Here is a 14,335-nt window from a genome sequence, read left to right as displayed (position 1 = left end):
GTCCTTTCACTGCTATTCGTCACTCATGAAATTACTTTATCCGATTTTAAAATTTTCAGTTGTCACCTTGGTAGCGTTCGGATTTTACTGCCCAGCTAATCTGCAAGCCCAACAAGAAGCACAATACAGTCAGTACATGGTCAACTATTTTACCCTCAACCCAGGAGTGGCCGGCACGGGCGAAAATACTGAAATCAAAGTGGGTTTACGAAGCCAATGGGCTGGCTTTGAAGGCGCCCCGAAGACAGGTTATTTTACCATTCAGGGTGCGCTCAACCGCGTCAATTCATCAGATATTACCAAGCACAAGAGCAAAAAATATGTGAAGCAGTTTAATCCGCATGGGTACCACAGCCTAGGTGGCTACATCTACCACGATGCCACAGGGCCTATTTCGCGCAGCGCGTTGTATGGGGCTTATGCGTACAACATTGCACTGGCCAATTCGCTGAGAGCATCGCTCGGGGCTTACGTGGGTTTAAAGCAATTTAGGGTGGATGGAAGCAGGCTGCAATTTTTTGACCCCAACGACCCGCTCCAAGCTGGCCAAAGCGAAATAGTGCCGGATGCATCACTGGGATTGTGGATGTACAGCAATAAATTTTACCTCGGAGCCTCTATCCATCAAGTGATGGGAAACAGTCTAGATGTTTTTAACAATGCAGAGGGTGGCGATGCCTTGCAGCGCCATTATTTTTTTACAGCAGGCGTGAACGTACGGCTTTCAAATGAATGGTATTGGGTGCCATCTGTTCTCGTTCGCATGGTAAACCCAGTGCCCACTTCCTTTGACATCAACAGCAAAATAAAATTTAAAGACTTACTATGGGGCGCTGCATCGTATCGAAAAGATGATGCGGTTATTTTGATGGCAGGCTTTACTTTGAATGGTAACATAGACGTTAGCTATTCTTACGATATTACCAATTCAGCCATTCAAAGCTACAGCAGAGGCACACATGAAATCGTAGTTGGCTTGCGTTTAAAAAATAGGCCAAAAACACATAATCCTTCTGATTTTTGGTAGTGAAAATTGTTTTTGTTGCGTTGGATGGTCCACGGTTTTTGTTGGATTATCTACGAATGGAATCGCAGTGCCTCTGCAATTTTTTTGGAAGCATCACCACTTCCGTAAAGCGATGGGTTGAACGACACCTTCTTGTGTTTGGCCAATTCGTAATCCCTGAGAATGGTATTGCGGTCAGCCCCTGCAATGCTGTTGGCCTCTTCTTGCACAAGCTCCACCCACTCGGTTTGGTCGCGCAGGGTAATGCAATATTTACTGAAGAAGTAAGCCTCTTTTTGTAAGCCACCACTGTCGGTCAGTACCAGTTCACAATGGTGGAGCAGTTGAAGCATATCAAAGTAACCAACGGGGTCGATGAGGTGAGCTTGAAGTGGTATGTTATTGGCCTGCAAGTAATTTTTGGTCCGTGGGTGAAGGGGTAAAACGACCGTAACGTTTTTATTGATTTCGTTCAGAGCTTCGCAGATGGATTTTAGCCGATTCGGGTCATTTGTATTCTCTGCCCGGTGAAGGGTGGCCAACACAAACTTTGTGTTTCCTAGGTTTTCGGTAGCCAATATTTTTGAGACTGATTTTGATTTTTCCCTATAAAACATCACGGCATCCAACATCACATCGCCCACTTTTTTGATTTGGCAATGAAATTTCTGAAAACCTTCTTGATGAAGATTGTCCACAGCTGTTTGGGTTGGGCAGAAGAGGGTATCGCTGATGCGGTCGGTGAGAATGCGATTGATTTCCTCCGGCATTTTCATTTCAAAACTGCGAAGGCCCGCCTCGATGTGTGCCACCGGAATATGCAGTTTAGCGGCCGCCAAAGCCCCCGCTAACGTAGAGTTGGTGTCGCCATACACTAACACATAGTTTGGATGTTCCTTCAAAAGAACTTCTTCTACTTTTTCCAACATTCTGCCGGTCATGGCGCCATGTTGAAGTCCGCTTACTTCTAAGTTGTAATGTGGATGCGGGATATCCATCTCATCAAAAAAAACTTGGCTCATGTTGGCATCAAAGTGCTGGCCAGTATGCACAATGATTTCTTCAATTCCTTGCTTTTTTAATTCGCGTGAAACGGTAGCCGCTTTAACAAACTGAGGGCGAGCGCCAAGGACAGTTACAATCTTCATTGTGTTTTCGGGAGTTAAAATATCAGTGAGTAACCCTTGCTTTTTGTCTTGACGTCTTTTGAACCATCATATGCAGCCATCCTCGATTTCAATTCCTTTAAATGCTGTTTCGCCATAAATGTTACGATGGCATTTTTGTTTTCTGTCTTCCTAGATTCATTCAAAGCTTTGATGTATGCTGACTTGTCCGCTGCATTGACAAGAGTTAATGGAAGATTGTGGTAAGCTTGTATGTAGTTCATTAACAATCTTGAAGTACGTCCATTGCCATCTGTGAATGGATGGATGCTAACTAAATCGAAATGCGCTAAGAAAGACAGAGTCAATATTTTCTCTGTGCCTTTCACTTTCTTAATCTCATTATCAATTGCCTTAACAAGTGATTTAGTCATGCTGAGTACTTTGCTCGCATCTACGAAATAATGCCCTCCAGCAGTAACGGTCACTTTGCGGAAGTCCCCTTTTTTTTCATCGGTAGTCCCCAGTACAGAGGTTACTTCCTTACCTGTCCTGCGCATCACCTTGGCGGCAATCTCCTGAATAAATGAAACTGTGATAGGCCTCTTTTTTTTTGCTTCTTCCAATATGAAGACAAGCGCGGCATAATGGTCAAGCACCATATTTTGGTGTTCGATAGGTTTTCCACCAATAGATATTCCTTTTTCAAGAAGTGTGTTTGTTTCTTCTTGGGTTAAGGTAGAGCCTTCAATTTTTGTTGAGTGGTGAGTGATCGAATATAAATTGAATTGCTCTGCGTTAATGGCAATGCCAGCAGTCTCTTTGTACCGTTTGGTAATAGCATCAATATCTTTCCAAATTGTTTTCACCTCCTTCTGCTATTGTAAATCCAAAATTCTTATTTCATTTAAGCAAAAGCCGGAATCCCAGTAATGTGATTTCCTAAAATCAACAAATGAATGTCATGTGTTCCTTCATAAGTAACTACACTTTCCAAATTCATCATGTGGCGCATGATGGGGTATTCTCCCGTAATGCCCATGCCTCCGTGAATTTGGCGTGCTTCTCGAGCAATCTCTAATGCAGTATGCACACTATTACGTTTGGCCAATGAAATTTGTGGAGTGGTTGCCTTACCTTCGTTCATCAACGTACCCAATCGCCAATTCAATAATTGTGCTTTGGTGATTTCAGTCAGCATCTCCGCTAATTTTTTTTGTATCAACTGAAAGGAACCAATTGGTTTACCAAATTGAATGCGTTCAATCGCATATCTTTTTGCAGAGTCGTAGCAATCCATGGCTGCACCAATCGCGCCCCAGGCAATACCGTACCGCGCAGAATCTAAACACATCATCGGTGCTCCTAAACCATTTTTTCCAGGCAATAAATTTTCTTTTGGCACCTTCACATCTTGAAACACCAGCTCGCCAGTAGTGCTGGCGCGCAAACTCCATTTGCCATGCGTTTCAGGTGTGGAGAACCCTGGCATACCACGTTCAACAATTAATCCATGGATTCTTCCCGCTTCATTTTTTGCCCATACCACGGCTACATCGGCCTTGGGTGAATTCGAGATCCACATCTTCGCACCATTCAACAAATAATGATCACCCATATCTTTGAAGTTGGTGACCATGCCGCTGGGGTTTGAGCCGTGATCTGGTTCCGTCAACCCAAAACAACCTAGCCACTCACCGCTTGCTAATTTGGGCAAATATTTTTTACGCTGGGCCTCGCTGCCAAATTTATAAATCGGGTACATTACTAGCGAACCCTGTACAGATGCAGTTGAGCGCATGCCTGAATCTCCACGCTCAATCTCTTGCATGATGATGCCATAGGAAATATAATCCAATCCACCGCAGCCATATTCTGTGGGAAGGGTAGGACCAAACGCACCAATCTCTCCAAACTTTTTCACCATTTCATAAGGAAAGTGCGCGTTTTGCGCCCAATCTTCTATATATGGGCTGATTTCGCGCTTCACGAAATCGCGAACCGAGCTGCGGATGAGCTTGTGTTCTTCGGTCAGCAAATCATCGATGGCATAGAAATCGGGTTGATCGTACCGATCTTGCTTTAAAGATTTTTTGGCAGTTGCAGAAGCGGAGGAGGTGTGGCTATTCATGGCTTTTTGTTATTGCGTTTGAAAGCCCCAAATTTACACACAAAACTTCAAAGTTAAGGGTTCAACTTTCAGCTTTCAATGATTAAAAAAATGGAAAATTCACTCGATTCTAACTTAGTTGAGCAAGTAAAAAAACTTCAACAAAAGTATGCGGTTATGGGGCAAGACCTTTCCTCTTATCTGGATGGTCTTTTGTATGCCGATTACCTCACTTATTGGGATTACATTCACCTCGATACCTTGTTAAGTTTGCAGAATCCCAAAACTCAACTCCCGGACGAAAAGATTTTTATCGTCTATCATCAGATTACGGAACTGTACTTTAACTTGATTTTGTGGGAGATTGAGCAGATTGCCTACCATGAATCATTGACCGAAAAGTTTTTTGTGGAGCGGATGAATCGTGTGATTACCTATTTCCAACAGTTAGAGAATTCGTTTGGCGTGATGGTAAATGGAATGGAACGAGAGCAGTTTTTGAAATTCAGGATGTCGTTGTTACCCGCCTCCGGATTTCAGTCTGCTCAATACCGATTGATTGAAATCTGTTCAACGGATACCATCAACTTAGTGAGTGCGCAAGATCGAGAAGCTTTGAAAGAATACAGCGATATCGATCAGCAAATTGAAAAACTTTATTGGAGAAGCGGAGCAACAGAATTGGCATCCGGTAAAAAAACGCTGACACTTCAACAATTTGAAGAGAAATATTTAAAGCTCTTCAAAGAAACAGGCATGAAGTATCGCGACAAGAATCTTTGGAAGTTGTTTACGAATAAATTTCCCCAATCGGCAGATTTAAAAAAATGTTTACGCGAGTTTGATCAGTTGGCAAACGTACTTTGGCCATTGGCACATTTGAAGTCGGCTGGCCATTATTTGCAGCGAAATCCCGAAGATATAAAAGCTACGGGCGGCACCAACTGGCAGAAATATTTACCTCCACGTTTTCAAAAAATTATCTTCTTTCCTGAATTGTGGACCGAGCAAGAAAAAGAAGAGTGGGGGAAGGTAGCGGTGGAGGTTGCTTCGCGATAGCGTTCGGCTTTCACTGGATGGTGTTCCTCATTCCATCGATTTTGATGATGTGGGCAAAACAGCTTTGCAAGTGATGGGTATAAGAGATTTTTATCACATCCTTATCTGGGCTATCTGCACAACAGAAAATACCCTTACTGCTCATGTGGTTTTAGAAAAGAATATTGACCACGAACAACAAAAGAAAATTATCTGCGGGTTAAAGCATGAACTCCAGCACAGAGGCATTCAACACATCACGCTTGGAAATAGAAATGGAAAATGAACCATGCGAAAGCCAGACGTGTTGAGTGGATGCTCCTTTCGCTTATATTTGCATTCATTAAAATTTAAAGGCTAAATCCCTTTCATTTTGAACAAGATATACGAAATTGACCTTTCGCCCGAAGAGGCATTTGATGATACCGCATTTGAAGTTACCGTTTTCAAAAAGTTAAACATCCACCAACCCGAATTATTTGTTCGTCCATTGCGTAGATCCATTGACGCGCGCGGAAGAAAAGTGATTGTTAAACTTCAAGTGGAGTTGGTTTCGAAAGATTCCAACCAATCCCTGATATCGTACAACAAAAACTATCCAGATGTATCCAAATCACAGGCTGTCATCATTGTGGGTGCGGGCCCGGCTGGTTTATTTGCTGCCATTCGGCTGATGGAGTTGGGAATCAAACCCATTTTATTTGAGCGTGGCAAAGACGTGCAAGCACGCAGGCGCGACATTGCTGCCATCAACAAAGAACATATCGTCAATCCGGAATCGAACTATTGTTTTGGGGAAGGTGGAGCAGGAACATATTCGGATGGTAAGCTTTACACGCGCTCTAAAAAGCGTGGCGACATCAAGCGCATTATGGAAATACTGGTGGCGCACGGAGCAAAAGAAGAAATTTTGTTTGATGCACATCCACACATTGGCACCAATAAATTACCATTACTTGTAGCCGAATTGCGAAAATCTATTTTGAATGCTGGTGGCGAAATTCATTTCAATACCAAAGTCACCGATTTTATTTTGAAGGAAAACGAAATCAAAGGCGTTATCACCCAAGATGGTGCAACGCACGAAGCGGTCAGTGTGATTTTAGCCACCGGCCATTCAGCCAGAGATATCTTTGAATTGCTTTCCAAGCGGAAAATACTGATTGAAGCCAAACCATTTGCCCTGGGTGTTCGTGTCGAGCATTCGCAAAATCTAATCGACCGTTCGCAATATCACTGTGCTACTGATAGAGGAAATTATTTGCCTGCATCTTCCTACGCATTGGTGCATCAAGCAAAGAGTAATGGAAAGGAGCGAGGTGTGTTTTCGTTTTGTATGTGTCCGGGTGGTTTTATCGTTCCGGCTGCAACGAGTTCAGGTGAGGTGGTGACGAATGGCATGAGTCCATCACGAAGAGATTCGAAGTACGCCAACTCAGGCATTGTCATGTCGGTTGAAGAAGGCGACTACAAGTCATTTGAAAAATACGGCCCCTTGGCGGGAATGTATTTCCAAGCATCTATTGAACAGCGTGCCTGCGAAGTGGCAGGGGGAAAGCAAACTGCGCCCGCTCAGTTACTTGCCGATTTTGTAAGCAAGAAGACATCCTCTTCTTTGCTGGAAACTTCTTATCAGCCGGGCTTGTTATCGGTAGGTATGGAGGAGGTACTACCATCATTTATTTTGGATGGCTTGCGACAAGGCTTCAAAAATTTTGGAACAAAGATTAAAGGCTATCTCTCCAATGAAGCCCAAATAGTAGGAGTGGAGAGCCGCACCTCATCTCCTGTTCGCATTCCAAGAGACAAAGACTCGCTAGAACATCCGCAAATAAAAAGATTGTTTCCTTGTGCGGAAGGAGCGGGTTATGCAGGTGGGATTGTTTCGGCTGCAATGGATGGTGAGCGATGTGCGGAGGCGGTGGCGAGGATTTATTTTGGTAAGGGTGATTTGTGAATAGCGAGTTTTGATTTAGATTTATTGATTATCAGACAATGAAGAAAACAGTAATTATTGGAGCTACCACCAACAAAGACCGCTATGCTTATCTCGCAGCAGAAATGCTTACTGAATACAGCCACGAGATTGTACCGATTGGGATAAAGAAAGGAGATGTGTTTGGAAATTCAATACTGGATATCAACACAAGACCCAAGGTAGAAGATGTTGATACGGTAACGCTATACATTGGCTCACAACATCAACCTGAGCATTACCAATACATTTTGAGCTTAAAGCCAAAACGCATTATTTTCAATCCGGGTACGGAGAATGATGAATTCGAAAAAATGGTAGAGCAATCCGGTGCCGAAGCCATTGAAGCCTGCACGTTGGTGATGCTGCGTTCAAGGCAGTATTGAATTGATACAGGTTGCTGGATACTAGTTGCTGGTTGTACCAGAATCTAGTATCCAGAATCCAGCATCCACTATTTGATTATTTTCTCTTCCCAGCCTTCTTTGCAACTTTCTTTCCTGCCTTCTTTGCTACTTTCTTTACCGCCTTCTTAGGTGTTACTTTCTTGGCAGGCTTCGCAGATTTGGTAGGTGTGGGAGACCCCCCACCTAAGATCTGTTGTGCGTGATTTTTAGTATCTACCTTTTCAATTACTTCGGCAATTTTTCCACTTTCGTCAATGATGTAAGTGACGCGTGCAGTGCCCATATACTTTCTTCCGTACATCGATTTCTCAATCCATGTGCCGAAAAGGTGATGAACAGATTTATCAGTATCGGCCAATAGTCGGAATGGAAGTTTTTCTTTGGCGATAAATTTTTTGTGCATCTTCTCATCGTCCGAGCTAATGCCCAACACTTCATAGCCAGCTTTTTGGAGTGCTTTATAATTGTCGCGCAAGCTGCAAGCCTCTGCAGTGCAACCGGGCGTCATATCTTTTGGATAAAAATACAGAACTACTTTTTTGCCTTTAAAATCTGAAAGGCTAATGGTTTTTCCGTCTTGGTCTTTGGTTGTGAAGTTGGGGGCTTGGGTGCCGATTGGTAGAGACATACGTTTATGGTTTTAGGTTTGAATTTTTTATTTGTCAATTGTCATTGGGCATTAGGTGCTTGAGTGTTAGGACTTAGGCATTAGTACCGAATACTGATTACCACTTACCAACCACCACTCACCACTTACCATCCACCAACCACTATAAAATCCTCTGCCTGTAAACCCGCTCATTTCCTGCTCTGTCCGTCACTTTCAGTTCAAAATCCCCTTTCAAGAATTTCTGTTTATCCAATCGTTCAGATTGCAGAATTCCAGTCTTATAATCATATTTCATTAACAGCCATTCGCCATTAATGTTTGCTTCATATTTCTCAATCCCTGAAAGATTATCGCGAATGCGAAAACGGGCAGAAAGTGTGGTGCATGAAATTCTGGTGATAGTTGGAGCCACACTATCAGTTAACAAAACAAAATCACCCAATTCGGTTGTGTTAAAGGTAATGCGGTCGTTGCTCCAAGCTCCTCCAACATATTCGTAGCGATTGGCTTCCAGGTGATAGGCCGCAATTTTTTTGTTGCCGTCAATGCCTGTTTCTTTCAACGTAATGGTTACACTTCCGTGAATGGGTGTCAACAGATTTCCAATTGAGTAAATTGTTCGGTTGTTTTTCTGAGCCTCGTATAAGCTTAAATAAAGTGTATCGTACAATGCACCATTTGGAAATTGAATATCGATGTGGTTGCTGTAATGGGTGTAATCGGTTTTTGAAGGCACCACATCTTTGTAGTTGAGTACAATTGAACCTTGGCAATTGACAATCGAATCGGGCAACGATTTTTTTAAATCAATGAGGTACACCAGGTGATTAATGCTTCGATAGCTTGTGTTGACTTCTACCTTTTTTCCTTTCTCAAATAATAGAATTGGTTTTTCTTTTGCTCCGCACGGTTTGGAATGAATCACCAATGTATTTTCCGCTACTTCATATTCAAGGGGCTTGAGTAAGTTTTCCAAGAACGGCACTTCATTGGTGTGTGGATCGTATTTGAGCGAGAAATTAGCCGTGCTTTCATTGCCTGCAAAATCCCGCAAAACAATTTTTATTTTTTTTGTCCCTTCATTCACTTGCACAAAGCCTGGATTTTTACTGGGATAGAATTGCAAGGGGTTGCCATCTTCGATGTAAAGTTTGTTGAAATGAACACCTTTTGTTTTCAGTGATTTATAATCCATCAGCGTTACAATATCGCGGCTGGTATTGAAATCTATTTTATCAATTTGCTGTTGAAATGTGAGAACACTATCCACATACACTTCTATTTTTGAAATACCAGTGCGGAACTGCGAGCGATCGAGTTTGTCGTGCGCCAATATTTCAATCCCAATTTTTCCGTGGGCAAAAATAGGAGCGGCCAAGCGCGCGGTATTGCCACTACGAACTAACCCAAATTCAAATCGCCCGAATTTATCATTGACGCGTGCATTTACGTCCATTGTTTTTAAGGCGATCCGAAAAGCAAGGGGCGCAATTTTGTCTTCTATTTCTGTGAAACCAAATGCAAGTGGATTAAGGGCCTCGTTGTTGGAGTTTCGGATTTCAAAATGCAGATGCGGTCCCGATGAGCCTCCTGTGTTTCCCGAAAGTCCAATGGTATCGCCTTTGGTGATGGGGTATTGAGTAGGAGTAAAACTCAAGTCCAAATCGAATGATTTTCGGCTGTAATGTTCTTCTAAAATATGCTTTGCGATTGGCCCTTTAAACTGGTCGAGGTGGCCGTAGAGCGAAGTATTTCCATCAGGATGTGTTATCATCATCGCATGGCCATAGCCACCTGTGCCTACAATGATTCGTGAGACATACCCGCTTTGAGTGGCCAAAATAGGCATGCCCACCATGTTATTGGTGCGCACATCAATGCCTGCGTGGAAGTGTGTGTTGCGCAGTTCGCCCATGGTGCCTGCCAAAAAATTAGGCTGGCCTGGGTTTACCGGAAACTGGTAGGTGCCTGTTACTTCAGTTGATTTTGAATGCTTTAATTCGTCACTCAGTTTGAATTGAGCAAATGATTGTATTGAAAGAAATAAAATGAACAATGTTATGAGTGCGGAGCTCACTTGAATAGATAACGAAGGGCAAGGGATAGAAGCGAAAAGCCCGAAGTGCGATGGCTTTGCGCGATGACGGACTTGTAGCGTATAGCCCGACCCGTGTGCGGTGGGTTGTGTAGTGGCAGGGAAGCACCCAAATAACAAAACGATGTTACTTAACTTCAAATTCCAACAGCTTCTCATCTTCAATGTATGCAGTAAGTTTATTGCCAACAGTAACAGGACCAACGCCTTTTGGCGTGCCTGTAAAAATTAAATCGCCCGTGCGCAGTGTAAAAAATTTCGACAGGTAACTTATGATGTAATTAAACGAAAACAACAGCAGGCTAGTATTGCCCAACTGTTTTTGTTTTCCGTCTACTTCTAATTTGAAGTTGATGTTTTTGATGTCTTTGAATTCAGATACAGGGATAAATTTGTCGGAGATGGGGGCCGAGCCATTGAAACCTTTGGCAATGTCCCACGGCAAACTTTTTTCTTTCAGCTTGGTTTGCAAATCGCGGGCAGTAAAATCGATGCCTACACCAACGGCATCGTAATATTTGTTAGCAAATTTCTCTTCAATATTTTTGCCTTCTTTACAAATACGCAACACCAACTCGACTTCGTGGTGTACATCTTTTGAGAAGGATGGATAATAAAACGGAGCATTATTTCGTAGAACGGCCGTGTCTGGCTTGGTGAAAATAACGGGCTCATCTGGCCGCTCGTTGTTCAGCTCTTGAATGTGTTCTACGTAGTTTCTTCCGATTGCAAAAATTCTCATAGGATGCAAGATTCTAGATGCTGTTTATTGGTTGGGCAAAGTTAACTACAATTAAAAGCCTGAATGGCATATTTGGTTTGATTTTTCATTTTTTTTATTGTCAACGGTTATATCTTTGGGTGAGTAAATCAAATTAGCCATGATTAATAGAAGTATATCTATTGTTGCTCTATTGTTGATTGTGTATTCATGTGCCAATGTGCCCGTTACAGGCCGCAGGCAGTTGAGTTTGGTAAACAGTTCTGAGATTAACTCAATGGCCGCGGGGCAATATTCGGAAGTGATCAAACAAGGGCCACTCTCCACTAATCAAGAGCAAGTAGCGATGATTAAACGAGTGGGGACCCGAATTCAAAAAGCGGTGGAACAATATATGGCCAGCAAAGGCGCAACTGACCAACTGGCGGGCTTTGCGTGGGAATTTAATTTGATACAAGATGATAAGACCGTGAACGCTTGGTGTATGCCGGGAGGAAAGGTAGCTTTTTATACCGCTATTTTACCAATATGCAAAGACGAGACGGGCATTGCAGTGGTAATGGGTCACGAAGTTGCTCATGCCATTGCCAATCACGGGCGTGAGCGCATGAGCCAAGGATTGATTCAACAATTTGGCTTGAGTACTTTGGGTGCTGCCATGGGCCAAAATCCTACTGCTACTAAAGAGCTCTTGTTGCAAGCTATGGGCATGGGCTCTAATTTAGGAATGCTCAGCTTCTCTCGTCAACACGAGTCGGAAGCTGACCATATTGGTTTGATTTTTATGGCCATTGCTGGTTATGACCCGCAACAAGCCCCTAAGTTTTGGGAGCGCATGACGGCCGGAGCCAATGGCCAAAAACCGCCAGAATTTATGTCCACTCACCCATCGGATGAAACCCGCATTAGTCAGCTAAATGGTTGGATGCCTGAAGCGATGCAATATTATAAACCGAATTAAACAAAACTAGGCAATAGGGAGTTTATAGTTGGGTAATGTCTCAAGTTCTAATCCCTAATGCCTAAGTCCTAGTGAATGGTAGAAGCCTATAACTTTCTTGCCTCTTGGCAACTCTTTCCTGAAAAAGGAACGTATGAATTTGGTAACAGACCGAAGTCTGGTTTTTATAAAATAGAGTTAGGCGATAACTCGAATCAACTTTATATTTCCATGAACTGGGTCTCGATAGAAGACCAAGGTTACAGTTCGAGCTATCAAGTTTTTCCCAATGGCGAGCTGCAACCTTTTGAAACGCCCGACATTGCCGATACCATTAAATGCTTTTTTGTTGACAGCGGCAATTTTGAAACCCATTTTTTTAAAGAGGGAATAGAGGCGCTGATTGTCAAGCACGACATAACGCCCAAAGGGTATTTAAAAGTAACGCAGGAGCGGAAGCAATCGGATGGGTCAACTTTGATTAATACAGAGATTTATCACAAGCAGATGAGCGTGCTTCCGTATTCATCGTCTGTGTCAGGTGCCGTCATCAAGCCAAACGAAGCGGGCATGATTCGCCATCACGCGCTTACCGCCATGGAGGAGCAAACGAATATGCAGTTAGTGCAAATCCGTCAGCAGATAGAATTGCTCGCCATTCAAGCAAAAGAAATTCAACAGCGCAAAGAGTTATCGATGTTGATTTATAATGCCAAGCTGACGCTGAATCCTGTGATCAATCAGGTTTACTACCTCTACGAAAATGAAGATGGCAGTCACTTGCTTTCGATGGTCGGGCCAAAGGAATGGGGCAAAAAGATTCCGTTCAAAACTTTTATAGCCGCGGTTAAGTTATTGGCAGACCATACGTGGAAGGAGGTATAGCGTGATTAAAGTATGAAGTATAAAGTTGAAAGTATAAAGTGAAAAGTTCAAAGCTATTTGTTGTTTACAATTTCAACTTTAAACTTTCAACTTTGAACTTACTCAATCAACTTAAAGAACCTCTTCCATCTGATTTTATCAAAGAAAGTTCCGTACTTATCAAGCGATAGCCAGATGAAGAATCCTTTGCCAACAATGTGGTCGCCTGGCACAAATCCCCAATAACGGGAGTCAAGTGAGTTATCGCGGTTGTCACCCATCATCCAATAATAATCTTGACGGAAAGTGTACTCCGTCACCTCTTTGCCTGCAATGACTAATTTGTTGCTATCCAATTTTACATCTTTCAAATCTTCATAATCGCGGATGGTGGTTCCGTAAATGGAAAGTGTTGAATCGTTGATTTGAATTTTCATGCCCTCTTTGGGGATGGTGAGCGGCCCGTAATTGAAACCTGTCCATGAAGAAGTGTATTTTGAAAAAGGAAAGCGTTCTGTCTCCGCACCTTGCGATTCTACTTCAATTGAAACAATGTAAGGCAATGATTTTATTTCCGCCACTTTGTGTGATGGCAAGTACATGTGGTAGTAATAGTAGCCAGGATTACTCGCATCCTGAAATCCTAACTCACGAAAATCGTCTCCATCCAACCCCATATTTTCAATATTGCGAGGATTGATTTTATCCTTTGCTACTACTCGATATTCGAACCTTTGTTCTGGTGCGGCCTCTACTGCTTTTCCATTAATAAAAACTTCTTTGTTTTTGATTTCCAACACATCGCCACCAATGCCAACACATCGTTTAATGTAATTTGTTTTTAAATCAACTGGATAGTCAACCCAACTTGACTTATCATAATTGCCATAATTATTTTCATCAATGCGTGGAACATTGAACACCACTACATCGCCATTCTTTACTTTAGTAATTCCCGGCAAACGGTAAGAAGGTAGCTGAACCCATTTTAAGTAGGAGGGTATTTCGGTGAACCAAATTTTTTGATGCGTGAGCGGAATTTGAAGTGGGGTGCGAGGTGTGCGTGTGCCATAGTGAAACTTGCTCACAAAAAGGAAGTCGCCCACCAATAATGAATTTTCCATAGAAGGTGTAGGGATGGTGTAGGCCTCCATGATCAACCAGCGGATAAGGGTGGCAGCCACTACAGCAAATACAATAGCATCTGCCCATTCTCTGGCAACAGATTTTTTGCCAACTGGAAGTTCAGATGTTTTTCCAAGATATTTGACCTTCTTATCGAGGCCGATTAATGGGAAGTAAATAAATGGAACCAGTATTGATGCAGCGATTTGATAAAATTTCTCTTTACCAAAGGATCTAAGCAGATCGACTTGCACTCCAATCCCATAAAAAACGTTAACGACTGGTATAAAGAGCATAAAAAGCCACCAAGAAGGCCGGCCTGTGATTTTGAGCATCAC

General features: G+C 42.7%; 14 protein-coding genes. 7 read left to right on the top strand and 7 right to left on the bottom strand.

All coding sequences use genetic code 11. From position 1 onward, the window contains the following. The first annotated feature begins 25 nt into the window (after nt 1–25). Nucleotides 26–1,027, top strand: coding sequence for a type IX secretion system membrane protein PorP/SprF (locus KA713_08530; GenBank protein ID UXE68599.1), 1,002 nt, complete (start codon nt 26–28; stop codon nt 1,025–1,027). A 50-nt stretch (nt 1,028–1,077) separates the two neighbouring features. Here KA713_08530 and wecB read toward each other — a convergent pair whose 3' ends face one another. Genes wecB through KA713_08515 form a run of 3 tightly spaced genes read right to left on the bottom strand, consistent with a single transcriptional unit; the run spans nt 1,078 to nt 4,243 of the window. Then, the gene (gene wecB / locus KA713_08525; GenBank protein UXE68598.1) at nt 1,078–2,154 is read right to left on the bottom strand and encodes a UDP-N-acetylglucosamine 2-epimerase (non-hydrolyzing); all 1,077 of its coding nucleotides are present in this window, start codon (nt 2,152–2,154) and stop codon (nt 1,078–1,080) included. Nucleotides 2,155–2,168: 14 nt separating this feature from the next. Continuing rightward, on the bottom strand, nt 2,169–2,981 hold the full coding sequence (locus KA713_08520; protein ID UXE68597.1) for a Fic family protein: 813 nt from the start codon (nt 2,979–2,981) through the stop codon (nt 2,169–2,171). A gap of 38 nt (nt 2,982–3,019) precedes the next feature. Then, nucleotides 3,020–4,243: an acyl-CoA dehydrogenase family protein gene (locus tag KA713_08515; protein UXE68596.1), complete on the bottom strand. Its 1,224-nt coding sequence runs from the start codon at nt 4,241–4,243 to the stop codon at nt 3,020–3,022. 90 nt (nt 4,244–4,333) lie between these two features. On the opposite strand from KA713_08515, the gene KA713_08510 reads away from it, so the two are divergent. The 4 genes from KA713_08510 to KA713_08495 all read left to right on the top strand — a co-directional run bounded on the left by KA713_08510 (nt 4,334) and on the right by KA713_08495 (nt 7,621). Beyond that, complete coding sequence (locus KA713_08510; GenBank protein ID UXE68595.1) at nt 4,334–5,281, top strand: tryptophan 2,3-dioxygenase; 948 nt, start codon at nt 4,334–4,336, stop codon at nt 5,279–5,281. Next, nucleotides 5,268–5,546, top strand: coding sequence for a cation transporter (locus tag KA713_08505; protein ID UXE68594.1), 279 nt, complete (start codon nt 5,268–5,270; stop codon nt 5,544–5,546). Before KA713_08510 ends, KA713_08505 begins: the two co-directional genes overlap by 14 nt. An 87-nt stretch (nt 5,547–5,633) precedes the next feature. Further along, nucleotides 5,634–7,217 (top strand): FAD-dependent monooxygenase, encoded by a 1,584-nt coding sequence (locus tag KA713_08500; protein UXE68593.1) that lies wholly within the window; start codon nt 5,634–5,636, stop codon nt 7,215–7,217. A 38-nt stretch (nt 7,218–7,255) separates the two neighbouring features. Further along, on the top strand, nt 7,256–7,621 hold the full coding sequence (locus KA713_08495; protein ID UXE68592.1) for a CoA-binding protein: 366 nt from the start codon (nt 7,256–7,258) through the stop codon (nt 7,619–7,621). Nucleotides 7,622–7,697: 76 nt separating this feature from the next. On the opposite strand, the gene bcp is transcribed toward KA713_08495, so the two are convergent. The 3 genes from bcp to KA713_08480 form a co-directional block, all read right to left on the bottom strand. Continuing rightward, a complete protein-coding gene (gene bcp / locus KA713_08490; protein ID UXE68591.1) occupies nt 7,698–8,270 on the bottom strand; it encodes a thioredoxin-dependent thiol peroxidase in 573 nt (190 codons plus the stop codon). Between the two features lie 142 nt (nt 8,271–8,412). After that, nucleotides 8,413–10,506 (bottom strand): M23 family metallopeptidase, encoded by a 2,094-nt coding sequence (locus KA713_08485; protein ID UXE68590.1) that lies wholly within the window; start codon nt 10,504–10,506, stop codon nt 8,413–8,415. Continuing rightward, nucleotides 10,475–11,089, bottom strand: coding sequence for a fumarylacetoacetate hydrolase family protein (locus KA713_08480; protein ID UXE68589.1), 615 nt, complete (start codon nt 11,087–11,089; stop codon nt 10,475–10,477). Before KA713_08480 ends, KA713_08485 begins: the two co-directional genes overlap by 32 nt. A gap of 139 nt (nt 11,090–11,228) precedes the next feature. Here KA713_08480 and KA713_08475 point away from each other — a divergent pair, with 139 nt between their 5' ends. Continuing rightward, on the top strand, nt 11,229–12,029 hold the full coding sequence (locus KA713_08475) for a M48 family metallopeptidase (protein ID UXE68588.1): 801 nt from the start codon (nt 11,229–11,231) through the stop codon (nt 12,027–12,029). 486 nt (nt 12,030–12,515) lie between these two features. After that, a complete protein-coding gene (locus tag KA713_08470; GenBank protein UXE69082.1) occupies nt 12,516–12,893 on the top strand; it encodes a DUF2452 domain-containing protein in 378 nt (125 codons plus the stop codon). A 98-nt stretch (nt 12,894–12,991) separates the two neighbouring features. On the opposite strand, the gene lepB is transcribed toward KA713_08470, so the two are convergent. Further along, a complete protein-coding gene (gene lepB, locus KA713_08465) occupies nt 12,992–14,293 on the bottom strand; it encodes a signal peptidase I (GenBank protein ID UXE69081.1) in 1,302 nt (433 codons plus the stop codon). Between the last annotated feature and the right edge of the window lie 42 nt (nt 14,294–14,335).

Source organism: Chryseotalea sp. WA131a (assembly GCA_025370075.1).
Classification (GTDB): Bacteria; Bacteroidota; Bacteroidia; order Cytophagales; family Cyclobacteriaceae; genus ELB16-189.
Note: the sequence above shows the minus strand (reverse complement) of the source record. Positions and strands in the feature narration are given on the sequence as shown.

Excerpts from the sequence above, each read along its gene's own strand:
- KA713_08480 (UXE68589.1), bottom strand. The coding sequence starts at position 11,089 with ATGAGAATTTTTGCAATCGGAAGAAACTACGTAGAACACATTCAAGAG.
- KA713_08510 (UXE68595.1), top strand. The coding sequence starts at position 4,334 with ATGGAAAATTCACTCGATTCTAACTTAGTTGAGCAAGTAAAAAAACTT.
- KA713_08485 (UXE68590.1), bottom strand. The coding sequence starts at position 10,506 with ATGAGAAGCTGTTGGAATTTGAAGTTAAGTAACATCGTTTTGTTATTT.
- bcp (UXE68591.1), bottom strand. The coding sequence starts at position 8,270 with ATGTCTCTACCAATCGGCACCCAAGCCCCCAACTTCACAACCAAAGAC.
- wecB (UXE68598.1), bottom strand. The coding sequence starts at position 2,154 with ATGAAGATTGTAACTGTCCTTGGCGCTCGCCCTCAGTTTGTTAAAGCG.
- KA713_08470 (UXE69082.1), top strand. The coding sequence starts at position 12,516 with ATGAGCGTGCTTCCGTATTCATCGTCTGTGTCAGGTGCCGTCATCAAG.
- KA713_08515 (UXE68596.1), bottom strand. The coding sequence starts at position 4,243 with ATGAATAGCCACACCTCCTCCGCTTCTGCAACTGCCAAAAAATCTTTA.
- KA713_08475 (UXE68588.1), top strand. The coding sequence starts at position 11,229 with ATGATTAATAGAAGTATATCTATTGTTGCTCTATTGTTGATTGTGTAT.
- lepB (UXE69081.1), bottom strand. The coding sequence starts at position 14,293 with ATGCTCTTTATACCAGTCGTTAACGTTTTTTATGGGATTGGAGTGCAA.
- KA713_08530 (UXE68599.1), top strand. The coding sequence starts at position 26 with ATGAAATTACTTTATCCGATTTTAAAATTTTCAGTTGTCACCTTGGTA.
- KA713_08495 (UXE68592.1), top strand. The coding sequence starts at position 7,256 with ATGAAGAAAACAGTAATTATTGGAGCTACCACCAACAAAGACCGCTAT.